A 26658-nucleotide genomic window follows, 5' to 3' on the forward strand; every position below is an offset into this window, starting at 1 on the left:
CAGCCGAACCGTGCACTCGGCGGCGAAGGGGTCAGTCCGTGATCGCGAACGCGTCGATCTCGACCAGCATCTCCTCGCGGGGCAGGCCCGTGAAGACCGTGGTGCGGGCGGGCAGCACGCCGCCCGGGCAGTTGGCCTCGACGAACGCGCCGTACGCGTCGTTCATGATCGGGAAGTCCTCGCGCTTGGTGAGGTACACGCGCAGCATCACGACGTCGTCGAACGTGGCGCCCGCGCCCTCGACGATGGCCTTGACGTTCTCCAGGGTCCGCGTGGTCTGCGCGGCGACGTCGCCGGGGAACAGGTACTCGCTCGTCGCGGGGTCGACCGGCCCCTGACCCGAGACCTGGACGAACGGGCCCTTGCGCACGCCCTGGTGGAACGTGTGGGCCGGTGCCGGTGCGTGCGGGGTGCTGATCGGGGACTTGGCGGTGCTCATCGTGCCTCTTTCTCTCGGGTTTCTCTCGGGATGTCGCGGGTGATGCTGGGTGGTCCGGGACGGGCAGCGTCAGAACTCGGTGCCGACCAGGTCGACCACCTGGTCGTCGTCGCCCACCACGGCCGCCACGCGCCATTTGTCGAACAGCGTGCACGGGTGCGAGATCCCGAACCCGACGACGTCGCCGGGCCGGATCTGCGTCGTGACCGGGGCGCTGCCCGCGGGTGCGGGGTCGACCGTGAGGTACAGGTGCTGGTCGTTGAGGCCCGTGACGCGCGCGCCCGCGAGGTCGTGCGCGGGGCGCAGACCTCCGTTCTCGTCGAGCGTGCGCAGCCACAGCGCGGTGGGCAGGTCGATGTCGTACGACACGTCGCGTCGCCCCACACCGCACAGGACGAGCCCCGGCTCGGGGACCGAGAGCACCTGGCCCCACACGACCGCGGCCGCGTGCATGGGCTCGCCGCCCGGGATGCGGTCCCACGGGTCCATGCGGGCGCAGAACCCGTGGTCGTGCGTGAGGTAGGCGCCCGAGCGCACGACCACGCGGACGTCGCGGGTGGTCCCGCCCCCGTCGGCGCCGCCGCCACCGTCCACCCCGTCACCCGTGCCCGTGACCGTGAGCGGCCCGGGGAGCTCGGCGAGCACGACGTCGAGGAACGAGCTGCCCCCCGCGGTCACGACCACGGGCTCGTCGCCGGGCACCAGGCCCTCGCGGACGAACGCGGCCGCGACGTCGCGCAGGCCCCGGCAGTAGGCCGTGACCTTGTCCAGGTCCTCGGGCGTGGTGCCGCCCGCGGCCGACCCCTCGTACCCGGCGACCCCGGGCACGCGCAGTCCCGCGGCACGCACGGCCCGCGCGAGACCCAGCGCGTCGGCCGTGCTGCGCACGCCCGTCCGGCCGCCGGGGACGCCGACCTCGACGAGCACGCCGAGGCCTGCGACGACCTGGGGCGAGGCGCCCGCGAAGCCGCGCGAGAGCAGCCCGACGCCTTCGATCGAGTCGACGTAGACCCACACCTCGCAGGGGGTGCCGCCGGGGGCGACCGAGGCCTCGAGCTCGCGGCGCAGCCACGCGATCTCGCGCGGATCCATGAGCTCGTTCGCGAGGAACACCCGCTCGACGCCCCACGTGCGCACCACGCGGAGCTGCGCCGGGTTCGCGACGGTCGCGCCCCAGGCCCCGGCGCGGGCCTGACGGGCGTAGAGCCCGCGGGACATCGCGGTCTTGACGTGCGGTGCGTGCTCGACGCCGTGCTCGGCGCACAGCCGCGCCATGAGCGAGACGTTGTGGTCGAGGGCCGCGTCGTCGAGCGTCAGCAGCGGCCAGGAGAAGGCGTCGTCGGTGATGCGGGGGGAGTCCGCGAGGACGTCCGCGACGGTCCGCTCGGCGTCGAGCCGCAGGCCCTTGGTCGCGGGCCCGACGACGGCGCTCGGGTCCGCGGGGACGGTCGCGCGGGCGGACGGCTGGGTGGGGTGGGCAGCCTGGGTGGGGTCGGTCATGCGTTCCTCCCGGTGGGTTCGTAGCCGCAGCGCACGGAGCCCATCCCGGCGGAGACCGCGCGGGCGGCCTGCACGACGAGCGGGCCCAGCTCGCGCACCCGCGCGGGCGGCATGTGCGAGGCGAGGGCGGAGACGGAGAGCGCGCCGATCGCGGTCTCCGTGTGGTCGACGACGGCGGCCGCGACGCAGCGCACCTCGGCCTCGTTCTCGCGGTCGTCGATCGCGTAGCCGCGCTGTGCGACCGTGCGGAGCTCGGCGCGCAGGGCGTCGGGGTCCGTCAGGGTCCGCGCGGTCACGGCGGGCAGCGGGTGGTCGAGCACGGACTCCAGCAGGTCGACGTCGCTCGCGGCGAGGATCGCCTTGCCGACTCCCGTGCAGTACAGCGGCATGCGGCGTCCGATGCGCGAGGCCATGCGCACGACCGCGGTGTTCTCCTTCTTGTCGATGTAGACGACGTCGAGACCGTCGCGCACCACGAGGTGGCACGTGGCCCCCGAGGCCCGCATGAGGTCCGCGAGGTGGGGCTCGGCGACCGTGCGCAGGTCGAGCCCCTCGAGGTAGGCCTGGCCGAGCCGGAGCGTGCCGGCGCCCAGCACGAACCGTCCGCCCGGGGTGCGCCGGACCAGGTGGACCTCGACGAGCGGCGCCAGCAGGCGAGAGACCGTGCTCTTGTGCGCGCCCAGGACGTCCGCGAGCTCGACGAGGCTCAGGCCGCGGGCCGCGTCGTGACGCAGGGCGTCGAGGATCGTCAGGGCGCGGCGGAGCGACTGGGACGAGTTCCGGGCGGCGTCGGCGGCGGGCGCCGACGCGTCCGGGAGCGCCTGCCGCCCCGGGTGGGCGGCGCTCGCCGCCTCCCGCGCGGTCGCCGTCATGCGCGCCCCGCCAGGACGGTCGGGCGCAGCGCCCGCCCGGGGGTGGCACCGGTGGGCCGCCCGCCCGCGAGCACGGGCACGCCCGCGACGAGCACGTCGTCGATCCCGGTCGCGGGACGGCGCGGGTCCTCGTACGTCGCGACGTCCTGCACGGTCTCGGGGTCGAGCAGCACGACGTCGGCGCGTGCGCCCGGCCGCAGGACCCCGCGGTCGCCGAACCCGAAGCGCTCGGCGGCGGCCGTCGACAGGTGCCGTTCGGCGTCGTGCCACGTCCAGTCGCCGAGCGCGCGCACGTGCTCGGCGAGGAAGCGCGCGAACGCCCCCCAGCCGCGCGGGTGCGGGCGCCCGCCCTGGTAGATCGCGTCCGATCCGCCCATCTGCGCCGGGTGGCGCAGCAGCGCCCGGACGGACCCGGGGGAGTTGGTGGGGGGCTGGGCGAACACGCAGCCCGCGCGCAGGTGGGTCGAGACCAGGATCCGCAGCGTCGTCTCGACGGGGTCGAGGCCCAGGCGGTCGGCGACGTCGAGCAGCGCCATGCCCTCGCTCCACTGCAGCTCGCCGGGCACGGCGGCCATGGTCACGCGCTCCCAGAGGTCCGCGAGGCCGGGGAAGTGCTCGGCGCGGAGGCGCGCGACGACGTCGGGGTCCTGGAGCATCGCGACCGTGGCGTCCGGGTCCGCGACGGGCAACCACGTGGGCAGCGAGACCATCGAGAGGATCGAGCAGCCGCGCAGGTACGGGTAGGAGTCGAACGTGACGTCGAGCCCGGCCGCGTGGGCGTCCTCGACGTAGCCGATGAGCTCGTCCGCGGGCCCGTGGTAGTGCGAGACGTGGGTCGCGACGCCCGACGCCCGGGCGACCCGGACGAGCTCGGCCATCGCGGACCCGGCCCTGTCCTCGTAGCCGCGCATGTGGCTCACGTGGGGCAGGTCGTGCTCGGCGAGGACACGGGTCAGCGCGACCAGCTCGTCGTCGGTCGCGTTCGAGGCCGGCGCGTACTCGAGGCCTGTGGACATGCCGCACGCGCCGTCGTCGAGGGCCTCGCGCAGCAGGGCGACCATGCGGCCCGTCTCCTCGGGGCTCGCGGGTCGGGCCGCGCCGCCCAGGACGTCGTAGCGCAGCGTGCCGTGCGGGACGAGGTAGGCGACGTTGAGGGGAGTGGTGCCCTCGTACGTCGCGAGCAGGTCGGCGACCGAGCCGCCCCGGAACGTGGGGTGCTCGCCGTTGATCGCGCTGAAGTAGCCGGTCGCCCAGGTGTGCGCGTCGTGGGTCCCGTCCGCGACGGGCTGCCTCGCGGAGGGGGCGTAGGAGACGCCGTCCTGGCCCACGACGATGCTCGTGACGCCCTGGCGCAGCATCGCGAGCTGCACGTCAGGGTCCAGGACCGCGGCCTCGCCGTGCACGTGGGAGTCGACGAAGCCGGGGAACGCGATGCGGCCCGCGGCCTCGATCACGTGCGCCCCGGCGGGGACGGGCACGCTGCCCGCCGGCACGACGTGGTCGATCACGTCTCCTGCGACCAGCAGGTCCACGGGCCCCGACAGCCCCTCCGGGGTGGTGAGCCGTGCGCCGCGGACGACGAGCGTCACGCCCGCCGAGCCCCCTGCAGCCGGGCCGTGGGTGTCCTGACGGTCCGTGGTGCTCATGCCTGCCCCTCCGAGCTCGCGTCGCGTCCCTCGACCCAGCCGCCCACGCCGGCGTAGCCGCCCGCGGCCATCTCCTGGTCGAGGTGGCGCAGGAACCCGTGCACGCCCGGACGCCGCTGCCAGGGCTTCGGCCCGTCGAGCGGGCGGTACTCGACGCCCGCCGCGTCGAGGCGCGGCAGGTGGTCCTGCTCGAGCCGAGCGAGGAACTCGGCCGAGGCCGGACCGCCCGGGGTGCGCTCCGCCGTCGGGCTCCAGACGACCTCCGCGAACGCCGCGAGGCGGGGGAACGCCGCGTAGTCGACGCGGCGCGGCGAGTCGAGGTGCTCGGACCAGACCTCGGCCTGGGCACCCAGCAGACGACCGGGCGCCGCGTCGAGGCCCGGGTACTGCGCGAGGACCTCGGGCGGGAACGGGTCGAACGCGAGGACGTCCTCGACCGTGCGCAGGAACCCCACGGGGACGGGCTCGTCCTCGCCGTCACCCGCACGGTGGTCCAGGTAGACGACCTGCTCCGGGGCCATGACGACGTCGTTGCCCGCCTCGAGCGCGTCCGCCCCCACGGTGAAGCCGCGCCACGCGGTCACGACGACGTCGCGCGGGAGCTGCTCGCCGAAGCCCTCGTCCCACACGACCGCCCGACGCCCCTGGGCCGTGACGTGCTCGCTCAGGCGGGCCAGGAACCAGCCCGCGAGGTCGGCGACGTCCGCGAGGCCACGCTGCTCGGCGAGGGCCACGATCGCCGGGCTCTCGCGCCACAGCGTCGTGGGGACCTCGTCGCCGCCGATCGCGATCCAGGGGGAGTCGAAGACGTCCAGGACCTCGTCCAGCACGTTCGTGAAGAACTCGAGCGCCTCGTCGGACGGGTCGAGCACCTCGGTGCTCACGCCCCACGTGGTGCGCACCGTGTGCGGGGTCTTGCGGGTCCCGAGGAACGGGTAGGCCGCGACGGCCGCCTCGACGTGCCCCGGCGCGTCGATCTCCGGCACGACGACGACGCCCCGCTCGCGCGCGTGGGCGACGATCTCGCGCAGGTCGTCCTGGGTGTAGAAGCCGCCGTGCGGGCGGCCGTCGAAGACCCCCGTGCGCCACGTCCCGACGTTCGACTCGGTGCGCCAGCCGCCGACCTCGGTCAGGAGCGGGTAGCGGTGGACCTGCATGCGCCAGCCCTGGTCGTCCGTGAGGTGGAGCTGGACCACGTTGAGCTTGTGCGCCGCCGCGAGGTCGATGAACCGCAGCACCTCGCGCGTGGGCAGGAAGTGCCGGGCGACGTCGAGCAGGACGCCTCGCCAGCCGAAGCGCGGGTGGTCCTCGACGGTGAGGGCGGGCAGGTGGACGGTGCTCGCCGGGGTCCCGGGGGCCGCGGCGACCGGCGCCGTGCGGTAGGCCTGCGGGCCTGCGAGCTGGCGCAGGGTCTGGGCACCCGCGTGGGCACCGGCCGCGTCCGCGGCCGTGAGCAGCACGGCCTGCGGGGTGATCTCGAGGCGGTAGCCGCCCGCGGGGCGCGACGCGTCGAGGGCGAGGGTCACGCCCGGGCGGGCTGCGTCGTCGGGCGTGACGTTCGCCTGGTGCGCCCCTCGGGGAGCGCCGCCGGGAGCTGCGGCGGGGCTGTCAACGGCGCCGTCACCGACGACGAACGGGAGGTCGACGCCGAACGCCGCCTCCGTGGTCCGACGCCACCAGCGCGCGGCCGCGGCGAGGGCCGGGTCCGTACGGACGGGCGTGCCGTCGGTCAGCGGGAAGGAGCCGGTGGCGGGCTGAAGGCTCACGGGCGCGGGCAGGAGCCCGGGCGAGAGGGTGGGGGCGCTCACCTGTCGAGCCTAACCACGGCGCGGCGCTCGTGGTGTGCCGCGCACACGGGTCGTTGTGCACTGCACGACGGTCGGGGTGGTGATCCGCGTGTCGGTGGCGCGCCCTAGGCTCGCGGGCATGCCCGCCCAGAAGCTGCGCCTCCTCGACTCGTTCTTCACGCTCGCGCACGAGCCCCACTCCGCGTTCCCGGACGACGACGAGTGGGTCGCGCTCGTGCGTGCGCCCGAGGGCCTGACGGTCCTGCGCGAGGCCTCGCCCTTCGGTGGCGGTGGCGACCGCTGGGCGGGGTTCTACGGCGACCCGCACGGGCTGGGCATGCCGGGCATGCTCGCGGCGCTCGTCGGGCCGCTCGCCGACGCGAGCATCGCGGTGTTCGTCGCCTCGACGTTCCACGCGGACCTCGTGCTGGTCCCCGAGGACTCGGTCGAGGCCGCCGTGGACGTGCTGGTCGACGCGGGGCACACCGTGACGCGGGGGCGCTGACGGCGCGGAAGGGCGCTGACGGCGCTGCTCAAGGTTGCGCAAGTGAACGCAAGCGGCTTGCGCGCTGCGTATAGTCAGCAGCATGTCCAGACGACTTGCCGAGGTAGCCAAGAAGGTCGGCGTCAGCGAGGCCACGGTCAGCCGCGTGCTCAACGGCAAGCCAGGGGTCTCCCAGGCGACGCGCGACTCCGTCCTCACGGCCCTCGACGTGCTCGGGTACGAGCGCCCCACCAAGCTGCGCGGTGAACGAGGCCGACTCGTCGGCCTCGTCCTCCCCGAGCTCGCCAACCCCATCTTCCCCGCGTTCGCCGAGGTCATCGGCGGCGCACTGGCTCAGCAGGGGTTCACGCCCGTGCTCTGCACGCGCACCGCGGGCGGCATCACCGAGTCCGAGTACATCGACCTGCTGCTCGGCCAGCAGGTCTCGGGCGTGCTCTTCGCGGGCGGCTTCTACGCCCAGCGCGAGGCCGACCACGAGCCCTACCGGCGCCTGGCCGAGCGCAACCTGCCCGTGGTCCTCATGAACGCCTCGATCGAGTCGCTCGACTTCCCACGGGTCTCGTGCGACGACGTGGTCGCCATGAACCAGGCGCTCGGGCACGTCCTGTCCCTGGGGCACCGCCGGATCGGGCTCCTGCTCGGCCCCGCCGACCACATCCCGTCCGAGCGCAAGCTCGCGGCGGCGCACGCCCTCGCGGCGCGCCACGGCGTCACGATCGATCCCGCGCTCGTCCAGCACAGCCAGTACTCGCTCGAGAGCGGCCAGGCCGCCTCGGTGCGGCTCCTCGAGGCCGGTGCGACCGCGATCGTGTGCGCGAGCGACCCGCTCGCGCTCGGCGCGATCCGGGCGGTGCGCCGGGCCGGGCGCGAGGTCCCGACCGACGTGTCGGTCGTCGGGTACGACGACTCGGCGCTCATGAACTCGACCGACCCCGCGCTCACGACCGTCCGCCAGCCCATCGAGCCCATGGGGCGCGCGGCCGTGGACCTGCTCGCGAGCATGATCGCGGGGGCCGACGTGTCCCGCGACGAGCTGCTGTTCGAGCCCGAGCTCGTGGTGCGCGCCTCGACCGCGCCGCTGAGCACGAGCGGTACTCGCTAGGCGAGCGGTACCCGCTAGGCGGGCAGCACCGGCTGGTCGAGCGGCACCGGCTGGTCGAGCGGCACTGAGGGCGCCGCCCTGGGGGAACCCGGGGCGGCGCCCTTCGTCGTGCCCGGAGCTGCTCGCTGAGTGCGGAGTTCTTGCGCGACGCACCCGGCGAGTCGCGCAAGAACTCCGCACTCAGCGACGCGCTGCCCGGGAGTCGCCCTGACCACCGCCAAAGGTCGCGTTTCGATAACGCTACTGTCGAGTTCTTGCGCGATTGCTGTCGAGTGATTACGTTGATGCCCAAGACGCCGGATCCACGGATCGGGAGTCCAGCGGCCCGCCCACCCGGGACGCCGCGCTCGACGCAGAGCACCCGTTCATCGCTGAACGGGACGGACGGAAGACGAGGACACGGTGCGCGAGGACGACTCGACCCGAACGACGGCCGACCCCACCTGGTGGCGGGACGCGGTCATCTACCAGGTGTACGTACGCAGCTTCGCGGACGGCGACGGCGACGGCACGGGCGACCTGGCCGGCGTGCGGCAGCGTCTGCCGTACCTGCGCGACCTGGGCGTCGACGCGATCTGGTTCACCCCCTGGTACCTGTCCCCGCTCGCCGACGGCGGCTACGACGTCGCGGACTACCGCGAGATCGACCCGCAGTTCGGCACCCTCACCGAGGCCGAGCAGCTCATCGCCGAGGCCCGGGAGCTGGGCATCCGCACGATCGTCGACGTCGTGCCCAACCACGTCTCGGCCGCGCACCGCTGGTTCCAGGCCGCGCTCGACGCGGGCCCCGGCTCGCCCGAGCGCGAGCGCTTCTGGTTCCACCCCGGCAAGGGCCCGGGCGGCGACGAGATGCCCACGCACTGGGTCTCCGACTTCCAGGGCACCACCTGGACCCGCACCACGAACCACGACGGCACGCCCGGCGAGTGGTACCTGCACCTGTTCACGCCCGAGCAGCCGGACCTCAACTGGAACCACCCCGACGTCCGACGCGAGCACGAGGACATCCTGCGGTTCTGGTTCGACCGTGGTGCCGCGGGCATCCGCATCGACTCCGCGGCCCTGCTCGTCAAGGACGCGACGCTCCCCGAGGTCCCGGCCCACCCCGGCCCGGGCGAGCACCCCCACGTCGACCGCGACGAGATCCACGACATCTACCGCGGCTGGCGCACCGTCGCCGAGTCCTACGACGAGCCGCGCGTCCTGGTGGGCGAGGTCTGGCTCGCCGACCGCTCCCGGTTCGCGCAGTACCTGCGCCCCGACGAGATGCACACCGCGTTCAACTTCGACTTCATGGCCCGCCCCTGGGACGCCAAGTCGCTGCGCGAGTCCGTCCAGACGACGCTCGACGCGCACGCCCCCGTGGGCGCCCCCGCCACGTGGGTCCTGTCCAACCACGACGTGACCCGCCCCGTGACGCGCTACGGCCGTGAGGACAGCGCGTTCTCGTTCGGCGCCAAGCGCTTCGGGACGCCGACCGACCTGGCCGCGGGACGCCGTCGGGCACGGGCGGCCGCCCTGCTCTCCGCCGCGCTGCCCGGCTCGCTGTACGTCTACCAGGGCGACGAGCTCGGCCTGCCCGAGGTCGAGGACCTCCCGCTCGACGTCATCAACGACCCCATGCACTTCCGGTCCGGGGGAGTGGACCCCGGCCGCGACGGCTGCCGCGTCCCCCTGCCGTGGGCGCGCGGCGGGAGCAGCCAAGGGTTCGGGCCCGACGGCGGCACTCACCCCTGGCTGCCCCAGCCGGCCGGGTGGGGCGACCTGTCGGTCGAGGCGCAGGCGGGCGACGACGCGTCGATGCTCAGCCTCTACCGCCGCGTCCTCGCGCTGCGCCACGACGACCCCGCGTTCCGCGGTGGCTTCGCCTGGGCCGACGACGTCTTCGTCGGCAGCGGCCCGGGCGACGTGACCGGCGACCTCCTCGCGTTCACGCGCGGCGACGTGCTGTGCGTCGTCAACCTGGGCCCCGCCGTCCCCCTGCCCGCGGGGTACGACGTGCTCCTGGCGAGCGCCGACCTCGAGCAGGGCGCCTCTGGCGTCGAGCTCCCCACCGACACGGCCGCGTGGCTCCGGCGCACCCCGCCGGGCCACGCGACCGGCACCACCCCGACCTGACCAGCCCACCCACCCGCACCCACCACCGCACCGTGCTGAGCAGCACCGCCCAGCGCACCCGCCCGCACAAGGAGCAGAGACAATGAAGTCCACACGCCGCGCGATCGCCCTCACCCTCGTGGGGGCCCTCACCGCCACCGCCCTCGCCGCCTGCTCGAGCTCCGGCTCGGGCGACGGCGACGGCGAGTCCGCCGACGGGAAGACCACCCTCAAGGTCGTCTCCCTCCTTCCCGGCTCCGAGCCCGAGGCGATCGACGCCTTCAACGAGCAGGTCAAGCAGTTCGAGGACGCCAACCCCGACATCGACGTCGTGCCCGAGGAGTACGAGTGGAAGGCGACCACGTTCGCCGCCCAGCTCGCCGGCGGCACGCTGCCCGACGTGTTCGAGATCCCGTTCACCGACGCCAAGACCCTCGTCGAGAACAAGCAGATCGCGGACCTCGACACCCAGTTCCGCACCCTGCCCTACGCCGACAAGTTCAACCCGGCGATCATCGAGGCCGGGACCGGCCCCGACGGCCACGTCTACGCGATCCCCGCCAAGAACGTCTACGGCGTCGGCCTCCACTACAACCGGGCCCTGTTCGAGTCCGCAGGCCTCGACCCCGACTCGCCGCCCACCACCTGGGACCAGGTCCGCGAGTACGCCAAGAAGATCGCCGACGCCAACCCCGGCGTCGCCGGCTACGCCCAGATGACCCAGAACAACACGGGCGGCTGGCAGCTCACCGTCAACACCTACTCGCGCGGCGGACGCGTCCAGGAGGTCGGCGACGACGGCAAGGCCACCGAGTCGCTCGACAACGACGGCACCAAGGAGGCCCTCGAGTTCCTGCAGGCCCTGCGCTGGGAGGACAACTCCATGGGCAGCAACTTCCTGCTCGACTGGGGCACCATGAACGAGGCCTTCGCCGCAGGCCAGGTCGGCATGTACACGTCGGGCTCCGACGTCTACACCTCGATGGTCCAGTCCAACGGGCTCGACCCCGCGACCTACGGGCTGACCGCGCTCCCGCTCGACGGCGACGACGCCGGCGTCCTCACGGGCGGCACCCTCGCCGCGATGCCCGCCAAGGCCACCGACGACAAGAAGGCCGCCGCCGTCAAGTGGATCGACTTCTTCTACCTCAACAAGCTCGTCGACCAGGACGCCGCCGTCAAGGACGCCCAGACGCTCGTCGCGAGCGACCAGCCCGTCGGCACGCCGGTGCTCCCCATGTTCAGCAAGGAGCAGTACCTCGAGAACCAGGAATGGATCAAGGACTACATCAACGTCCCGCTGAACCAGATGACCGGGTACACCGACACCATGTTCGACCTGCCCCTCGTCGGTGAGCCGTCGCAGAAGACGCAGGAGGTCTATGCGCTCATGGACCCCGTCGTCCAGGCCGTGCTGACCGACCAGAACGCCGACATCGACAAGCTGCTGGCGGACGCGAACAAGCAGGCACAGGCGCTGCTCGACCAGGGGTGAGTCCCTGGGGGAGGTGACGCGGGGGACGGGGCCGGGCCTTCCATCCGGCCTCGTTCCTCGGCCTCCCGCCAGACCCGCCGCGGCCCGGCCCCGTCCCCCGCCTCACCTCCCGGCCCTCGCCGCTGTTCTCGCCCGGGCTCTCCCGGAGCTCGTGAGAGCGGGCGGCCCGGCTCCCATCCTCCCGGTCGGTCGCGGGCGCCCCCTCCGACCGACCGGGAACCCTCTTCTCCTCTCCCTGACCCGAAGGACCCCTCGTGACCGCGACCAGTGCACCACCGCGCAGACGCCATGAAGCGCCCGCCGACAAGCCCGCCCGACGACGGTCGCCCGCGACCTGGGTGCGTGGCGGCGGGCTGAGCAACCTGATCTTCATGCTGCCCGTGATCGTGATCTTCGGGGTCTTCTCGTGGTTCCCCATCGTGCGCGCGCTCGTCATGAGCGTGCAGGAGACGAACCTCGTCGACACCCAGTTCGTGGGGCTCGACAACTTCCGGTACGTCCTGGCCGACCCGTTGCTGTGGACCGCGGTCAAGAACACGGCGTACTTCGCGTTCCTCGCGCTCCTGTTCGGCTACCCGATCCCGCTCGTGGCCGCCGTGCTGATGAGCGAGGTCCGACGGTACAAGGGCCTGTACTCGGCCCTGGCCTACCTGCCGGTCGTGGTGCCGCCCGTCGTGGCCGTGCTGCTGTGGAAGTTCTTCTACGACGCCGGCCCCAACGGGGTGTTCAACACGATCCTCGGCTGGGTGGGCCTGGGCCCGTACCCGTGGCTCCAGGACGCGTCGACCGCCATGCCCTCGCTCGTCCTCGCTGCCACGTGGGCCGGCGCGGGCGGCACGATCATCATCTACCTCGCGGCCCTCACGAGCGTCCCACCCGAGCTCTACGACGCGGCCGAGGTCGACGGCGCGGGCGTGTGGCGCAAGGTGTGGCACGTGACCATGCCCCAGCTGCGCGGGGTCCTGTTCATCACGCTGATCCTGCAGATCATCGGGACCGCGCAGGTGTTCCTCGAGCCGTACCTGTTCACGGGGGGCGGCCCCGCGAACTCGACGATCACGATCCTGCTGCTCATCTACAACTACGCGTTCGCGAACAGCCTGGGCGGCAACTACGGCGCAGCGACGGCCCTGTCGCTCATGCTCGCGCTCGCCCTCGCGGCCTTCTCCGCCCTGTACTTCCGCCTGACCCGGTCCTGGAGCACCTCATGACGACCTCGCGCACAGACCGTCCTGCCGCCTCGGGCGGCACGTCCCCCGCGGGGCGGGGGGCCACGCCCGGTGACCTGCCCGACGGCGCAGCACGCCCCGGGACCTACCCCCCGCCCGAGGAGGTCTCGGCCCAGGCGGGCGGCTCGATGGCCGTGCTCGCCGAGAAGGCCCTGCTGACCCGACGCGAGGGCGACGCGGCACGCGAGCGCAAGAACCGCCGTCGGGCGCTGGATGCCGTGGCCGACCGCGGCGCCGTGTCGACCGCCGACTGGCGACGCCCCTCGGTGCGGTTCGGGATGGGCGGGACGCACGTCCTGCTGCTCGTGCTGCTCGTCGTCGCGGGGCTCGGGCCCATGCTGCTGCTCGCCAAGTTCGCGGTCACGCCCACGCAGGACATCCTGCGCACTCCCATGGCGATCTTCCCGAACGGCATCGCGTGGGACAACCTCGACAAGGCGTGGAACGAGGTCCAGGTCAGCAAGTACTTCTTCAACACGATCTGGCTCGCGCTGGGCTCGTGGGCCGTGCAGATGGTCGTCGCGACGACGGCCGGGTACGCGCTGTCCGTCCTGCGCCCGCGCTACGGCAAGGCGATCCAGGCCGCGGTGCTGTCGACCATGTTCATCCCGGCCGTGGTGCTGCTCGTCCCGCTGTACCTGACGATCCTGAACCCGCCGCTGCTGGGCACCTCGCTCATCAACAGCTTCTGGGCCGTGTGGCTGCCCGCGGGCGCGAGCGCGTTCAACGTGCTGCTCGTGCAGCGGTTCTTCGACAACCTGCCGCGCGAGGTCTTCGAGGCCGCACGGGTCGACGGCGCGGGTCCCTACCGGTTGTTCTGGTCGATCGTGCTGCCCATGTCCAAGCCGATCCTGGGCGTGGTCTCGGTGTTCGCGATCATCGCGAGCTGGAAGGACTTCCTCTGGCCGCTCCTGGTCCTCAAGGACCCGCTGATCCAGCCGCTGTCGGTGCGTCTGCCCGCGATCGCGGCCACGACCGACAAGGGCGTGTTCCTCGCGGCGCTCGCGATCTCGACCATCATCCCGGTGCTGTTGTTCCTCGTGTTCCAGCGCACGTTCCTGCAGGGTGCGGGGCTCGGGGGAGCGGTCAAGGGGTAGCCGTGGGCGCCGGGTGCGGCACGTGGTGCCGACGGCGGCGCGCTCGCGCTGACCGCGCGGACACTCGCTCGTGAGATGCGGCGAACGGGGGTCGAGAGCGCCTCTCGACCCCCGTTCGCCGCATCTCGTCGGCTCGCGCCACACTTCCGCGACCGTGCCGCTCACACCTGTCGGCGCTGGTCCCGCCCTGGCGCGGCGGGGCCCGTCCGACGCACGCGAGACGGCCCGTGCCGCGGCCCCCGCGTCAGCTCGTCCCACCGCTCCCGCGCCACGGGCCGGGCCCGAGCCTCACTCCCGGCGGTTCTGACGAACTGTCCCGTCAATGTCACGTCGGGGTCGTCCGGCTCCGGCCGAGAACCCCCAGGAACGCCTGACATGATGGCAGGCATGCCCTCGTTCTCGCCTCAGACGACGGCCGCCGGACCCGGTGCACGGACCAGCACCGCTCCTGCCGCTGCCGCAGAAGTCCGCCCCTACGACGCCCTCCTCCTGTACTCGTTCGGAGGGCCCAACAAGCCCGAGGACGTCGTGCCGTTCCTGCGCAACGTCACGGTCGGCAAGGGGATCCCCGACTCGCGCCTCGAGGAGGTCGGCGAGCACTACTACGGGTTCGGTGGCAAGAGCCCTATCAACGAGCAGAACCTGGCCCTCAAGGCCGCGCTCGAGGAGGAGCTCGCCTCGCGCGGGATCGACCTGCCCGTGGTGTGGGGCAACCGCAACTGGGAGCCGTACACGCGCGACGCCGTCGAGCAGCTCGCCGGTGCGGGCGCCCAGCGCGTCGTGGCCCTCGTGACCTCGGCCTTCTCGTCCTACTCCGGGTGCCGCCAGTACCGCGAGGACCTCGCGCTCACGCTCGACGCGCGCGGCGAGCTCGGCCCCGACGGCTCGACCGGCATCCAGTTCGACAAGGTGCGCTCGTACTTCAACCACCCCGGGTTCGCGCAGGCCAACGTCGACGCCGTGCTCGAGGCCTACGAGGCGCTCGCGGCCAAGGGCGGCGACGTGACCGAGGCCCGCCTCGTGTTCGTCACGCACTCCATCCCGCTGACCATGGAGGCCGCGTCGCGCATCTCGCACGCGACCTACTCGCGCCAGCACCTCGACCTGGCGCGCGTCGTCGCCGAGGAGGTCTCGGCGCGACTCGGCCACGAGGTCGAGTGGAACCTCACGTTCTGCTCGCGCTCGGGCCCGCCCGCGCAGCCGTGGCTCGAGCCCGACGTCAACGACCACCTCGAGTCGCTCGCGGCCGACGACGTCACGAACGTCGTGCTCTCGCCCATCGGCTTCGTGTCGGACCACATGGAGGTCGCGTACGACCTCGACACCGAGGCCATGGAGACCGCGTCGCGCCTGGGCATCACGGCCGTGCGTGCCGGGACCGTGGGGACCCGCGCCCCGTTCGTGGCGGGCCTGGTGGACCTGGTCCTCGAGCGTGCGGCCATCGCGCGCGACGAGAAGTTCGCCGAGGCCGTCGTGGGCGAGCTCGGCCCGTTCCGCTCGGTGTGCGCACCGGACTGCTGCCTGCGCCGCGACGGCGAGCCCAGCGGCATCCCGGCGCTGTGCAGCACCGACGTGCACCGCTGACCCCGACGACACGGCGGCCCCTGGTCGCCACGACCCGCCCTCGGGACGCCGACGTCACCGAGGCCCCCGCACCGAGAGAGGCACGACGATGAACGACGCGCACCGCGTCCCCGTGGACCACGAGCAGATCAACGACGCGATCCGCTACACCATGTGGTCGGTCTTCGCGCTGGCCGAGTCCCTGCCGGCCGACCCCGCCGAGCGCACCGAGATGGTCGAGGCCGCGCTCGCCGCGGTGGGCGGCGGCGAGGACCCCGCGGCCGTCGACGGCGACCTCGTGGTCCGCGGCTGGTACGACGTGGGTGGCCTGCGCTCGGACGCGGACCTCATGGTCTGGTGGCACGGCCCCAGCATCGAGTCGGTCCAGGGTGCCTACCAGCGCCTGCGGGCCAGCGAGCTCGGCCGTCACCTCGAGCCCGTCTGGTCCAACGCGGCGCTGCACCGCCCGGCCGAGTTCAACCGTGGCCACGTCCCGGCGTTCCTCATGAACGAGGAGCCGGGGGCGTACCTGTGCGTGTACCCGTTCGTGCGGTCGTACGACTGGTACCTCCTGCCCGACGCCGAGCGCCGCACCATGCTGCGCGACCACGGCCTCGCGGCGCGCGACTACCCGGACGTGCGCGCCAACACGGTCGCCTCGTTCGCGCTGGGCGACTACGAGTGGCTCTTGGCCTTCGAGGCCGCCGAGCTGCACCGCATCGTCGACCTCATGCGCGAGCTGCGGGCCACCGAGGCGCGCCGCCACGTGCGCGAGGAGACGCCGTTCTTCACGGGGCCTCGGACCACGCTGATCGAGTGGGCGGGCCGGCAGCCGCTGTCCTGAGCCGCCGTCCCGACCGCTGAGTGCGGAGCGTCAGCCCGCCGGGACCTCGTCCTTGACGTAGGGGTAGACGCCCGCGAGGAACGCCTGGTCGCTGTCCTTGGTGAGGCGCTCGCCGGACCAGGTCTCGTGCACGCGCACGACCGTGCCGTCGTGGAGCGTGAGGTCTGCGCGGACCGGGCCGGCCTTGACGATCGTGGCCTCGCGGATGTCCTCGAAGGCGAGGTACCTGTTGGACGAGGCGACGTCCGCGACCTCACCGGACTGCAGCAGGGCGATGAGCCGGTTCTTGCCACCCTCCGTCTTCTTGGGGCACGGGCGCAGGACGAGCCCGGTGTCGAGGACGAGCACGTCGTGCTGAGCCCCGTCGACCTTGACGTTCGCCAGGCCGCCGAGGATCTCGGCGCCGTGGGCCGTGGCCGTCGTGCTGACCTGGACGGCTCGCGCGGTGTCGATCCCGAGCGCCGAGAGCCGCGAGACGGCCTCATCGACCGTCGCCGGGTCGAGGGCCAGACGGCCGATCTCCTCGAGCGGGAGCGGTTCGCCGTCCGGTCCGACGAGCCGGGCAGGTCCGGACCAGGACAGGCGCCAGGTCCCGACGCCGCTGCGGACGGCGGCCGTCCCGAGCAGGGTCTCGATCGAGGGCATGAACGCCTCGGCGGCGTCGGGCTCCGCGACCTCGGGGACGAACTCCCGGACGAGCGCGACCAGGCGCCCGGTCCGCACGAGCTCGAGCACCGTCGTGAGGTCGGCCGACGCCTGGCCCGCGACCCGCGCCGCGCCGCGGTACACGAGGTCGGCGTGCCGCTGCTCGGTCTGGGGCATGGAGCGCTCGGTGAGCGTCTGCCAGTCGACGGCGGTGCGGGTGCCGATGTCGAGCGCTCGTCCGGCGACCTGCGCGCTGCGCTCGTCGAAGCCCGGCACGAGCACGCTGGCCGGCCGCTCGTCGACCGTGACCGTGCCCTCGGGCATCTTCTCCATGGCCGCGATGCGCAGACCGATCGCCGGGTGCGTGTCCCAGCGCGAGTGCTCCTCGTCGGGGGTCTCCTCGCGCATCGACGCGAGCTCGGCGTCCCGCGCCTCGAGGATGCGGGCGAAGCCGCCGAACACGTCCGCAGACGTGGGCGCGTACCCGTTCTCCCAGCCGAGGCCGATGTACTGGCGCTCGTAGAACGTCCAGGCGGTGTCGACGAGGGGCACCTCGCGAAGCGCCGACTGCGCGGTCGAGCGGCCGGCGACTCGTACCGAGATCTGGTCGGCCTCGAGCTCCTGCCGGCGGCTCACGGCGGCCGAGACCAGGACGTAGAGCTTGGCGTACTGCTTGAGGAACCAGCCCACGAGGTTCCCCGAGAGCTCCTGGACGGTCGCCATGATCGCGGAGCGGCCGCGGTAGGTGATGGCGCCGAGACGGGTGTGCTGCTGGGAGTAGTGGCCCAGCTCGTGCCCGAGGATCGAGCGCATCTGCGCGACGCTCATGGCCTGGAGCAGCGGGATGCCGATGTACAGGTGGCGCTTGCCGCCGACCAGGCCGAGGAGGCGGGTCTCCTCCGAGACGGCCGCGTTGACGTCGGCGACCAGGCGGATCTCGTCGGGCACGCGGGTCTGCGCGGCGTCGGCGAGCTCACGGACCGTCGACCACAGCTCGGGGGCGTCCGAGGGTGAGAGGACGACGCCCGGCTCGGGCGACGGCTTGGCGCGGGCGACCTTCCACAGGGCGACCACGAGGCCGACCGCGACGACCACGGTGAAGAACCCGAGCTTCGCCGCCCAGGACCCGGCGTGCTCCGAGAAGGCCCACACCGTGGCGGCCCCGAGCCCGACGAGCATCGCGAGCGCGAGGACGTAGAAGCCGACGAGCATGAGGACTGAGAGCGCTGCTCGCAGGGTGGTGGACATGGCGTTCTCCGACGACGGGGACCGCTCCGATGCGGTCCGCTGGCGCCGGAGCCTAGCGCCTCGGAGGCACGCTGCACCAGCGGATCGACGTGCGGCCGGTCGCTCGTCGTGGGCCGTCGGTGGTCTCGCGCGCGCAGGGCGCCTCCTTCAAGATGCTCAGCATGCTGAGCGTTGGCATCCTGGGAGGTATGAGCACCGACCGACACACTGCCACCTCCCAGCCGGTCGCGGTCCCCACGACCGCCGACCGGGTCCGCCAGGTCACCGTCCTCGTCGGGGCCGTGATCGCGATCGTGGGGGCCGCGTTCGGCTCCGGCGCGTTCGGTGGGCAGGCCGTGCAGAACGCCTCGGGAGGAGCCCTCGCGGCCGATGCCACCCCGGTCGCCCCCGACGGCCCGGCGTTCTCGATCTGGTCGCTGATCTACCTGGGGCTCGCGGTCTTCGCGGTCTACCAGGCGCTCCCACGCCACGCCGCCGACGTCCGGCTGCGCGCCGTGTCCTGGTGGGTCCTGGCCTCGATGCTGCTCAACGCGGCCTGGATCGGTGTGGTCCAGACGGGCGTCCTGCCCCTGAGCGTCGTGGTGATCGGGGTCCTCGTCGCGGTGCTCGCCGTGATCCTCGTGCGGCTGGTCCGGACCCCGCCCACGAGCGGAGCCCAGGCGCTCGTCCTCGACGGCACGGTCGGCCTCTACCTGGGCTGGGCCAGCGTGGCCACGCTCGCGAACGTCGCCGCCGCCCTCACCGACGCGGGCGTGGGGGACCTGGTCCTCGGGGCGATCGTCTGGGGTGTGCTCGTCGTCGCCGCCGGTGCGGTCCTGGCCGTCGCCTACGCGGTCTTCGCGGCGAGGCGACCGGTGGTCGCGATCGGCATCGGGCTGGCGATGTCCTGGGGACTGGGGTGGATCGCCTACGGCCGGGCGAACGGCCCGCTGGTCGACACCACGGTCGCGGTCGCGGCCGGCCTCGCTGCGGGCGTCGCGCTCCTGGCCCCTGTCGTGACCACGCTGCGCGCACGGCGCGGCTGACGCGCCGCCGTCGGGCCTGGCACCTCCCACGGCCCGGCACCCGCCCCCGACGCGCGAGGGGCGGCCCTCGCCGTGCGAGGACCGCCCCTGCCGAGCGTCGAGCAAGGACCCTACGGGTAGAGCCCGCGGATCTGGTGCGCCTCGGCGGTCCGCTGGATGCCGATGACGAGCGCGGCGTCGCGCAGGCTCAGCTCCTCGCGGCGCGCCAACGACGAGACCCCCTGGTAGGCCACGTGCATGCGGTGCTCGAGCTTCTCGCCGATCTCCTGCTCGGTCCACCAGTACGCCTGGTTCGCCTGGACCCACTCGAAGTAGGACACGACGACGCCGCCGGCGTTCGCGAGGATGTCCGGCACCACGGTCACGCCGTTCTTGGCGAGGATCCGGTCGCCCGCGGCCGTGGTCGGGCCGTTCGCGCCCTCGACGACCCAGCGCGCCTTGACGGTGTGCGCGGTCACGTCGTCGAGCACTCCCTCGACCGCGGCCGGGATGAGCACGTCGACCGGCAGCGCGAGCAGCGCGTGGTTGTCGATCGGCTCGGCGTCCTCGAAGCCGACCACGGTCCCGGTCTCGGCGACGTGCCGGAACAGCGCGGCGACGTCGAGCCCGCCCTCGTCATGGATACCGCCGTACTGGTCGCTCACCGCGACGACCCGGGCGCCGTGGCCCGCGAGGATCGCGGCGGCGTGCGAGCCGACCTTGCCGAAGCCCTGGACCGCGACCGATGCGTCGGAGAGCTCGAGGCCCGCCTCGGCGAGCGCGGCCCTGGTCGTGTGGACCACGCCCTGCGACGTGGCCGTGGTGCGCCCGAGCGAACCGCCCACGGGGATGGGCTTGCCCGTCACGACGCCCGGGATCGTGTAGCCGCGGTTGACCGAGTAGGTGTCCATGACCCACGCCATGGTCTGCTCGTTGGTGCCCATGTCCGGTGCCATGATGTCCCGCTCGGGGCCGATCACGGGCATGATCTCGCTCGTGTAGCGACGGGTCACGCGCTCGAGCTCGGCCTGCGAGTACTCGCGCGGGTCGATCGACACGCCGCCCTTGGCCCCGCCGTACGGCAGGTCGACGACGGCGCACTTCCAGGTCATCCACATCGCGAGCGCGCGCACCTCGTCGATGTCGACGCTCGGGTGGTAGCGCAGTCCGCCCTTGCCGGGGCCGCGCGAGACGTTGTGCTGGACGCGGTAGCCGCGGAACAGCACGATGTCCCCGCTGTCGCGTCGGAGCGGGACCGAGACGTTGACCTCGCGGCGCGGGGTCGCGAGCATCTCGTGCAGGCCCGGGTCGTAGCCGAGGATCTCCACCGCGTTCGCGAGCTGGCTGTGGGCCGTCGCGAGGGCCGAGGCCTTCTCAGGGGTGGGTGCTGGCTGGGTGGCACCGCTCGTGGGCGGCGTTGACGTCGTCGTCACTCTTCCTCCGGGTGATGAGGGATTCCTCGCGGTCCCGTGGTGAGGGACCGTGTCCGACCAACGTACCGCCAGGTCGGGGCGTGATTCACGTCCGCGCCCGTCCCGGCGGTCGTGTCCTCACCCGAGCGCGTCGATGCTCGCGAGCTCGTCGGGGGTCAGGGAGAAGCCCGTGACGTCGAAGTTCGTCTCGATCCGTGCCGGGGTCACCGACTTGGGGATCACGACGAACCCGTGGTCGAGGTGCCAGCGCACGACGACCTGCGCGGTGCTCACGCCGTGCGCCCGGGCGACGGCCTGCAGGGCGGGGGAGTCGAGGTTCGTGCGCTTGAACGGGCTGTACCCCTCGAGGACCACGCCGCGCTTGGCGTGCTGCTCGACGACCTGCGCGTCGTAGTCGTCAGGGCCCCACGGGATCTGGTTGACCGCGGGCGTCTCACCGGTCTGCTCGGACAGGATGTCGAGCTGGTCCACCGAGTAGTTGGACACCCCGACCGATCGCACGAGGCCTACGTTCCGCGCCGCGAGCAGCTCGGCCCACACCCAGGGCGAGGCGTCCCCCGACGGGGGCCAGTGGATGAGCCACAGGTCCAGGTAGTCGGTGCCGAGCAGGCGCAGCGACTGCGCGAGGGTCTCGTGCTCGCGCCCGACGTCGGCGGGGCGCAGCTTGGTCGTGAGGAACACGTCCTCGCGCGGGACGCCCGACGCGGCGAGGGCGCGGCCGACCTGCTCCTCGTTGCCGTACATGGTCGCGGTGTCGATGTGCCGGTACCCGACGTCGAGCGCGTGGCGGACCGCGCGGTAGCAGTCGTCGCCCTCGGACTGCCAGGTGCCGAGGCCGAGCAGGGGGATGTCGCCGCCGGGCAGGGCGGCGGTGGGGATCGAGGTCATGGGTCCCAGTCTTGGCACGGCCGGCGCGGGTGCGCGACCGGGAGGGCGAAAGGCCCGGGGTGGGCGCCCGCGGGCGTCCTTCCGTGGCGACCAGGACGCCCGCTGCTCATTCCTCGTCCAGGACGACCGTCACCGTCCGGGGTCCGGGGCAGTCGTCGCCGGGGCTCGCTGCCTGCCAGTCGAGCTCGACGACGCGGTCGAGAGCGACGTCGCCCGTCGAGGTGCGTTCGACCGTGACGACGACCTCCGACGGCGGGGAGAAGGTGGTGCCGGTCCAGACCGGTCCGGTGACCGTGGGCGGGGACGGCGCGGCCGGTGCGTCGGCCGAGCCGTCGGACGGCGCGGCGACGGACGGAGCTGCACCGCCGGAGAGGTCGGCGATCGGCGGAGCGTCCGGGGCCGGCACCAGCTGCACCGTGCCCGCGCGGACGAGGTCGCAGCCCCCGGTACCCGGCGGGCAGTCGACCGCGACGTCGAAGGCCTCGCGGTCGGGCCACGAGTCGGCGAGCCGCACCTCGAGCGTCGACGCGTGCATGACGAGCGCGCAGGCGATCCCGTCGTCGCCCACGCCGCAGGCCGCCAGCAGGGGGAGCACCGCGGCACCGAGCACGAGAGCGCCGGCAGTGCGTCGTGGACGGTCGTCGTGGCGCACGGGCACAGGTCTCCTCGTCGTCGGGGGATCCCTTCGATCCTCGTCGCCCCGAGGCTAGGCGGCTCGGCGCGACGCGTCACGCCGACTCGCTCACCGCCGCGCCCGGCGCCGGAACGACGACGGCGTCTCGCCCGTCAGGCGCGCGAAGGTCCGGGTGAACGCGGGCTGGTCGTAGAAGCCCGTGACGACCGCGATCTCGGCGATGGGGGAGTCCGTCGCCGCGAGCATCTCGGCCGCGCGGTCGACCCGGGCGCGGAGCACGAGCTGGCGCGGGCTGAGCGAGAACACCCGGCGCACGCGCCGGTCGAGCACCGCGGGCGTGCACCCCGCGAGGGCCGCGAGGTCGGCGACCGTGAGCGACTGGCCGAGGCGCGCCTCGATCCCCGCGACGAGCCGCGCCATCGAGTCCATCGAGGCGTCGTCGGCGTCGTCCTCGCGCAGGTCCTGCGAGACCGAGACCAGCCCGACGAGGCGACCTGCGCCGTCGTGCACCGGGAGCTTGGACGTGAGGAACCAGCCGGGGGTGCCGCCCAGGCGGCGGATGAGCTCGAGCTCGTTGCGCAGCGGGCGACCCGTGCGCAGCACCTCGGCGTCCTGCTGGTCGTAGCGCTCGGCGAGCTGCGCCACGAACAGGTCCGTGGCGCGCCGCCCCAGGACCGTGCGGCGCGAGCGTTCGGTGGTGCGGGCCACGAAGACCCGGTTGACCAGCACGTAGCGGCCCGTGACGTCCTTGGCGCAGAACATGGTCGACGCCAGCTCGTCCATGAGGTCGACCATCGCGGGGCTGAGGGCAGCGAGCAGCGCCTCGCCCTCGGGCCAGGTGCGCGGTGCGGTGGGCTTGTCCGGAAGTGGTGCCATGACAGCCCGGATCGTACAAGACGAAGCGTCAGCATCGGGGGCAGGCTAGGGAGATGAGCGACGACGCCCTCGCGGCTGAACCACACGCGGAGGACCGGTCACGAGCCGGCACCGCCGCGCCCCTGCACCCGGCCGACAGGGCCGACGACCCGACCAGCACCTCGACCGACACCCCGATCGCCGACCTGACCGACGACGCCGCGCGCCTCGCCCGCAGCTGGATCGCCGCGGCGGAAGCGGCCTCCGAGGGGGCGCGCGAGCGCAGGACCGCCGAGCGGCTCGGCGCACTGGTGTCCGACCCCGCGGGCCTCGAGCTCGCCGTGCGTTTCGTCGACAACGTGGCGCGCCCGCAGGACGTCCAGGTCGCCGCGCGCGAGCTGGGCCTGCTGGGTGAGCTCGCGGGAGGCGCCAAGGGCTTCCTCGGCCCGGTCGACACCACGCTGCTGCGGCTCGGCGCGCGCATGGCGTCCGTGCTGCCGACGGTCGTCGTGCCCGCCGCGCGGATCCGCCTGCGCCAGCTCGTGGGCCACCTCGTGGCCGACGCCGGCCCGGGTCTCGGCAAGCACCTCGCGCGCACGCGCGCCGAGGGGTACGCGCTCAACGTCAACCTCCTCGGAGAGGCCGTGCTCGGCGAGGACGAGGCGCAGGCCCGTCTCGCCCGGACCATCGCGCTCGTCGAGCGCCCCGACGTCGACTACGTGTCGGTCAAGGTGTCCTCGGTCGCGTCCCAGCTCGTCACGTGGGACCTCGAGGGGTCGCGCGACCGCGTCGTCGAGCGGCTCCTGCCGCTGTTCCGCGCAGCGCGCGACCACGGGGTCTTCCTCAACCTCGACATGGAGGAGTACCGCGACCTGGCGCTGACGACCGAGGTCTTCCAGGCGATCCTGGGGCGCGAGGAGTTCCGCGCCCTGGAGGCCGGGATCGTGCTCCAGGCGTACCTGCCTGACGCGCTCGGCGCGCTCGACGGCCTCACCGCGTTCGCGACCGAGCGCGTCGCGGCGGGCGGCGCCCCCGTCAAGGTGCGCCTCGTCAAGGGCGCGAACCTCGCGATGGAGAAGGTCGAGGCCGAGCTCCACGGCTGGGAGCAGGCGCCCTACCCGACCAAGCCCGACGTCGACGCCAACTACGTGCGCCTCGTCGACCATGCGCTGCGCGCCCCGCGCACCGACGCCGTGCGGATCGGCGTCGCGAGCCACAACCTGTTCCACGTCGCGCTCGCGATCCTCGCCGCGCGTGCACGCGGGGTCAGCCACGCGCTCGACATCGAGATGCTCCAGGGCATGGCGCCCGGCGAGGCGCGGGCCGTGCGGGACGAAGTCTCCCGGGACGGCGGCCGCGTCGTCCTCTACACGCCGGTCGTCGCGCGCGAGGACTTCGACGTCGCGATCTCCTACCTCGTGCGCCGTCTCGAGGAGAACGCGGCCGAGCAGAACTTCCTGCACGCCATGTTCGCGCCTGCCACCGACCCGGTGTCAGAGCTGGACCGGGCTCGGGACCGTGCTGGTTCTGACAACTCCGCCGCCTCCGCGATGGACCGCCAGGAGGCCGCGTACCGCGCCTCGGTCGTTCTCGGCACGCACTACGCCGACGCGGACGTGACGCCGCGTCGTCGGGTGCGCGACGCCGTCGGGCTACGCGACGCCGCGACGCCCGACCGCATCGTCGGGTCCGGGTTCCACAACGCCTCCGACACCGACCCGGCCGTCGCGGCGAACCGCGCCTGGGCCGCGCGGGTCGTCGGACCGGACTCCGGGTACGTGCCCGCGCAGTCGCCCGAGGTGACCAGCACGGACGAGGTGGACGACGTCGTCGCGCGCGCCGAGAAGGCCGCCGCGGCCTGGGCGCAGGTCGCCCCCGCTGACCGTGCCCGCGCGCTGCGGGCCGTGGCCGTGCGGCTCGAGGACGCCCGCACCGCGCTCGTGACCGCCATGGTGCACGAGCCCGGCAAGACCGTCGCCGAGGCCGACCCCGAGGTCAGCGAGGCCGTCGACTTCGCGAGCTACTACGCGCGGTCGGCCGAGGCGCTCGACCAGGTGCCCGGCGCGACCTTCACGCCCGACGGCGTGACGCTCGTGACCCCGCCCTGGAACTTCCCCGTCGCGATCCCCGTGGGCGGGATCGTCGCGGCGCTCGCGGCCGGCTCGGCCGTGGTCGCCAAGCCGGCCCCCGCGACGCCGCGCTGCCTCGAGGTCGCGGTCGACGCGATCCACGCGGGGCTCGCCGACGCGGTCGCGGACGCGCCCGTGGGCAGCAGCCTCACGCCCGAGGCCGTGCGCGACGTCGTGCAGCTCTCGCGCGTGCCCGACGGCGACCTGGGGCGCCATCTCGTGACGCACGAGGGCGTGGCCCGCGTGATCCTCACGGGTGCGATCGAGACCGCGCAGATGTTCGCGTCGTGGCGCCCCGGCCTGGACGTGCTCGCCGAGACGTCGGGCAAGAACGCGATCGTCGTGACCCCCTCGGCGGACCTCGACCTCGCGGCGGCGGACGTCGTGCGCTCGGCGTTCGGCCACGCGGGGCAGAAGTGCTCGGCGGCCTCGCTCGTGATCCTCGTGGGCTCGGTCGGCGACCAGCGCACCGAGACCGGCCGCCGGTTCTCGGTGCAGCTCGTGGACGCGGTCCGCTCGCTCGCGGTGGGACCGGCGACCGACGTCTCGACGACCATGGGACCGCTCACCGAGGTCGCCGAGGGCAAGCTCCTGCGCGCCCTCACGACGCTCGAGCCCGGGGAGCAGTGGCTCGTCGCGCCGCGCAGGCTCGACGAGGACGGGCGGCTGTGGACCCCGGGCCTGCGCTCGGGCGTCGCGCCCGGCTCGTTCTTCCACCTCACCGAGGTGTTCGGCCCCGTGCTGGGCGTCATGACGGCCGCGACGCTCGACGAGGCGATCGAGCTCCAGAACGCGGTCTCGTTCGGTCTCACGGGCGGAATCCACAGCCTCGACGACGCCGAGGTCGACACCTGGCTCGACCGCGTCCAGGTCGGCAACGCGTACGTCAACCGGGTCATCACGGGGGCGATCGTGCAGCGTCAGTCGTTCGGCGGCTGGAAGCGCTCGGCCGTGGGCCCGGGCGCCAAGGCCGGTGGGCCCAACTACGTGGCCGAGCTGGGCACGTGGAGCGACGCGGTCGCCGCGGCTTCCGGGAGCGGCCTGCCCGACGGCGGACCCGTCCCCGCGCGCGAGACCTCGCCCGAGGCCTGGCTCGCGTGGGCACGGGCCGACGACGCCCGCTGGTGGGCGCACGAGTTCGCGGTCGAGCACGACCCCTCGGGCCTGCTCGTCGAGTCCAACCTGTTCCGGTACCGGCCGATCGACGTGCTCACGGTCCGGGTCGGGACGGGGGCTGCGCCCGTCGAGGTCGAGCGTGTGCTGTCCGCGGCGCGCACCGCCGGGGTGCCGGTCGTGGTGAGCCGCGCCGACGGCGCCGCTCCCGTGAGCGACGAGGACTTCGCCGCGGCGGTCGCGCGCGGCGAGGTCACGGGCCGCGTGCGTGTGGTGGGCTCGGCGCAGGGCCTGCGCGAGGCTGCGGCCGGCCACGTGGGCGACGTGACGGTGCTCGACCACCCGGTGCTCGCGAGCGGTCGGCGCGAGCTCCTCACGGTCCTGCGCGAGCAGGCGATCAGCCGGACGATGCACCGGTTCGGGCACGTGACCGCCTGACCCCTGGGGTGTGCCGAGCCCGAGGTGCGACCGGCGACCGCTGCCGGTCACCGGAGAAACCTCGGGCTCGGCACGGGGAGGTGTCGGTAGGGTGC

Annotated in this window: 20 protein-coding genes; 10 read left to right on the forward strand and 10 right to left on the reverse strand. The window is 73.4% G+C overall.

Annotated features, from left to right (window positions below):
* Positions 1 to 31 precede the first annotated feature (31 nt).
* The 5 genes from OERS_RS03405 to OERS_RS03425 all read right to left on the reverse strand — a co-directional run bounded on the left by OERS_RS03405 (position 32) and on the right by OERS_RS03425 (position 6265).
* Positions 32 to 439, reverse strand: a complete 408-nt coding sequence (locus OERS_RS03405) for a RidA family protein (RefSeq protein ID WP_068624466.1) — start codon at positions 437 to 439, stop codon at positions 32 to 34.
* Positions 440 to 508: 69 nt separating this feature from the next.
* Positions 509 to 1939 carry a type III PLP-dependent enzyme domain-containing protein gene (locus OERS_RS03410; protein ID WP_083201194.1) on the reverse strand — a complete coding sequence of 477 codons (1431 nt, stop codon included), beginning with the start codon at positions 1937 to 1939 and terminating at the stop codon, positions 509 to 511.
* Complete coding sequence (locus OERS_RS03415) at positions 1936 to 2811, reverse strand: IclR family transcriptional regulator (RefSeq protein WP_082849175.1); 876 nt, start codon at positions 2809 to 2811, stop codon at positions 1936 to 1938. Before OERS_RS03415 ends, OERS_RS03410 begins: the two co-directional genes overlap by 4 nt.
* Positions 2808 to 4457 (reverse strand): N-acyl-D-amino-acid deacylase family protein, encoded by a 1650-nt coding sequence (locus OERS_RS03420; protein WP_083201195.1) that lies wholly within the window; start codon positions 4455 to 4457, stop codon positions 2808 to 2810. The genes OERS_RS03415 and OERS_RS03420 overlap by 4 nt, the downstream gene beginning before the upstream one ends.
* Positions 4454 to 6265 carry a beta-N-acetylhexosaminidase gene (locus OERS_RS03425; RefSeq protein ID WP_083201196.1) on the reverse strand — a complete coding sequence of 604 codons (1812 nt, stop codon included), beginning with the start codon at positions 6263 to 6265 and terminating at the stop codon, positions 4454 to 4456. Before OERS_RS03425 ends, OERS_RS03420 begins: the two co-directional genes overlap by 4 nt.
* 118 nt (positions 6266 to 6383) lie before the next feature.
* On the opposite strand from OERS_RS03425, the gene OERS_RS03430 reads away from it, so the two are divergent.
* The 8 genes from OERS_RS03430 to hemQ all read left to right on the forward strand — a co-directional run bounded on the left by OERS_RS03430 (position 6384) and on the right by hemQ (position 16176).
* The gene (locus OERS_RS03430) at positions 6384 to 6749 is read left to right on the forward strand and encodes an ACT domain-containing protein (protein ID WP_068624603.1); all 366 of its coding nucleotides are present in this window, start codon (positions 6384 to 6386) and stop codon (positions 6747 to 6749) included.
* Between the two features lie 82 nt (positions 6750 to 6831).
* Positions 6832 to 7851, forward strand: coding sequence for a LacI family DNA-binding transcriptional regulator (locus OERS_RS03435; protein WP_068624468.1), 1020 nt, complete (start codon positions 6832 to 6834; stop codon positions 7849 to 7851).
* Between the two features lie 402 nt (positions 7852 to 8253).
* Positions 8254 to 9969, forward strand: a complete 1716-nt coding sequence (locus OERS_RS03440; RefSeq protein ID WP_068624470.1) for a glycoside hydrolase family 13 protein — start codon at positions 8254 to 8256, stop codon at positions 9967 to 9969.
* 82 nt (positions 9970 to 10051) lie between these two features.
* The gene (locus OERS_RS03445; RefSeq protein WP_068624472.1) at positions 10052 to 11443 is read left to right on the forward strand and encodes an ABC transporter substrate-binding protein; all 1392 of its coding nucleotides are present in this window, start codon (positions 10052 to 10054) and stop codon (positions 11441 to 11443) included.
* A gap of 338 nt (positions 11444 to 11781) precedes the next feature.
* Complete coding sequence (locus OERS_RS03450) at positions 11782 to 12654, forward strand: carbohydrate ABC transporter permease (RefSeq protein WP_068624474.1); 873 nt, start codon at positions 11782 to 11784, stop codon at positions 12652 to 12654.
* A gap of 146 nt (positions 12655 to 12800) precedes the next feature.
* The gene (locus tag OERS_RS03455) at positions 12801 to 13769 is read left to right on the forward strand and encodes a carbohydrate ABC transporter permease (RefSeq protein WP_068624604.1); all 969 of its coding nucleotides are present in this window, start codon (positions 12801 to 12803) and stop codon (positions 13767 to 13769) included.
* 387 nt (positions 13770 to 14156) lie between these two features.
* Entirely contained in the window at positions 14157 to 15353 is a 1197-nt protein-coding gene (locus OERS_RS03460) for a ferrochelatase (protein ID WP_248948322.1), read from the forward strand.
* An 88-nt stretch (positions 15354 to 15441) separates the two neighbouring features.
* A complete protein-coding gene (hemQ, locus tag OERS_RS03465) occupies positions 15442 to 16176 on the forward strand; it encodes a hydrogen peroxide-dependent heme synthase (protein WP_068624476.1) in 735 nt (244 codons plus the stop codon).
* A 30-nt stretch (positions 16177 to 16206) separates the two neighbouring features.
* Here the strand turns inward: hemQ and OERS_RS03470 are convergent, their stop codons facing one another.
* Entirely contained in the window at positions 16207 to 18069 is a 1863-nt protein-coding gene (locus OERS_RS03470) for a M48 family metalloprotease (protein ID WP_068624478.1), read from the reverse strand.
* Between the two features lie 188 nt (positions 18070 to 18257).
* Here OERS_RS03470 and OERS_RS03475 point away from each other — a divergent pair, with 188 nt between their 5' ends.
* Positions 18258 to 19094, forward strand: coding sequence for a hypothetical protein (locus OERS_RS03475; RefSeq protein ID WP_068624609.1), 837 nt, complete (start codon positions 18258 to 18260; stop codon positions 19092 to 19094).
* Between the two features lie 110 nt (positions 19095 to 19204).
* On the opposite strand, the gene OERS_RS03480 is transcribed toward OERS_RS03475, so the two are convergent.
* The 4 genes from OERS_RS03480 to OERS_RS03495 form a co-directional block, all read right to left on the reverse strand.
* The gene (locus tag OERS_RS03480; protein WP_068624480.1) at positions 19205 to 20506 is read right to left on the reverse strand and encodes a Glu/Leu/Phe/Val family dehydrogenase; all 1302 of its coding nucleotides are present in this window, start codon (positions 20504 to 20506) and stop codon (positions 19205 to 19207) included.
* A 117-nt stretch (positions 20507 to 20623) separates the two neighbouring features.
* Complete coding sequence (locus OERS_RS03485; protein WP_056645890.1) at positions 20624 to 21394, reverse strand: aldo/keto reductase; 771 nt, start codon at positions 21392 to 21394, stop codon at positions 20624 to 20626.
* Positions 21395 to 21500: 106 nt separating this feature from the next.
* Positions 21501 to 22046 carry a hypothetical protein gene (locus tag OERS_RS03490; RefSeq protein WP_139107680.1) on the reverse strand — a complete coding sequence of 182 codons (546 nt, stop codon included), beginning with the start codon at positions 22044 to 22046 and terminating at the stop codon, positions 21501 to 21503.
* A 90-nt stretch (positions 22047 to 22136) separates the two neighbouring features.
* Positions 22137 to 22904, reverse strand: a complete 768-nt coding sequence (locus OERS_RS03495) for an AraC family transcriptional regulator (RefSeq protein ID WP_068624484.1) — start codon at positions 22902 to 22904, stop codon at positions 22137 to 22139.
* A gap of 53 nt (positions 22905 to 22957) precedes the next feature.
* Between OERS_RS03495 and OERS_RS03500 the strand changes: the two genes are divergently transcribed.
* Entirely contained in the window at positions 22958 to 26563 is a 3606-nt protein-coding gene (locus OERS_RS03500; RefSeq protein WP_083201198.1) for a proline dehydrogenase family protein, read from the forward strand.
* The last annotated feature ends 95 nt before the right edge of the window (positions 26564 to 26658 follow it).

It is taken from the genome of Oerskovia enterophila (assembly GCF_001692445.1).
Classification (GTDB): Bacteria; Actinomycetota; Actinomycetes; order Actinomycetales; family Cellulomonadaceae; genus Oerskovia; species Oerskovia enterophila.

What these genes read in the sequence shown, in the direction of transcription:
- OERS_RS03485 (WP_056645890.1), bottom strand. Translation starts at nt 21,394, where the DNA reads ATGACCTCGATCCCCACCGCCGCCCTGCCCGGCGGCGACATCCCCCTG.
- OERS_RS03495 (WP_068624484.1), bottom strand. Translation starts at nt 22,904, where the DNA reads ATGGCACCACTTCCGGACAAGCCCACCGCACCGCGCACCTGGCCCGAG.
- OERS_RS03420 (WP_083201195.1), bottom strand. Translation starts at nt 4,457, where the DNA reads ATGAGCACCACGGACCGTCAGGACACCCACGGCCCGGCTGCAGGGGGC.
- OERS_RS03445 (WP_068624472.1), top strand. Translation starts at nt 10,052, where the DNA reads ATGAAGTCCACACGCCGCGCGATCGCCCTCACCCTCGTGGGGGCCCTC.
- hemQ (WP_068624476.1), top strand. Translation starts at nt 15,442, where the DNA reads ATGAACGACGCGCACCGCGTCCCCGTGGACCACGAGCAGATCAACGAC.
- OERS_RS03470 (WP_068624478.1), bottom strand. Translation starts at nt 18,069, where the DNA reads ATGTCCACCACCCTGCGAGCAGCGCTCTCAGTCCTCATGCTCGTCGGC.
- OERS_RS03430 (WP_068624603.1), top strand. Translation starts at nt 6,384, where the DNA reads ATGCCCGCCCAGAAGCTGCGCCTCCTCGACTCGTTCTTCACGCTCGCG.
- OERS_RS03475 (WP_068624609.1), top strand. Translation starts at nt 18,258, where the DNA reads ATGAGCACCGACCGACACACTGCCACCTCCCAGCCGGTCGCGGTCCCC.
- OERS_RS03455 (WP_068624604.1), top strand. Translation starts at nt 12,801, where the DNA reads ATGGCCGTGCTCGCCGAGAAGGCCCTGCTGACCCGACGCGAGGGCGAC.
- OERS_RS03435 (WP_068624468.1), top strand. Translation starts at nt 6,832, where the DNA reads ATGTCCAGACGACTTGCCGAGGTAGCCAAGAAGGTCGGCGTCAGCGAG.
- OERS_RS03500 (WP_083201198.1), top strand. Translation starts at nt 22,958, where the DNA reads ATGAGCGACGACGCCCTCGCGGCTGAACCACACGCGGAGGACCGGTCA.
- OERS_RS03405 (WP_068624466.1), bottom strand. Translation starts at nt 439, where the DNA reads ATGAGCACCGCCAAGTCCCCGATCAGCACCCCGCACGCACCGGCACCG.
- OERS_RS03415 (WP_082849175.1), bottom strand. Translation starts at nt 2,811, where the DNA reads ATGACGGCGACCGCGCGGGAGGCGGCGAGCGCCGCCCACCCGGGGCGG.
- OERS_RS03410 (WP_083201194.1), bottom strand. Translation starts at nt 1,939, where the DNA reads ATGACCGACCCCACCCAGGCTGCCCACCCCACCCAGCCGTCCGCCCGC.
- OERS_RS03460 (WP_248948322.1), top strand. Translation starts at nt 14,157, where the DNA reads ATGCCCTCGTTCTCGCCTCAGACGACGGCCGCCGGACCCGGTGCACGG.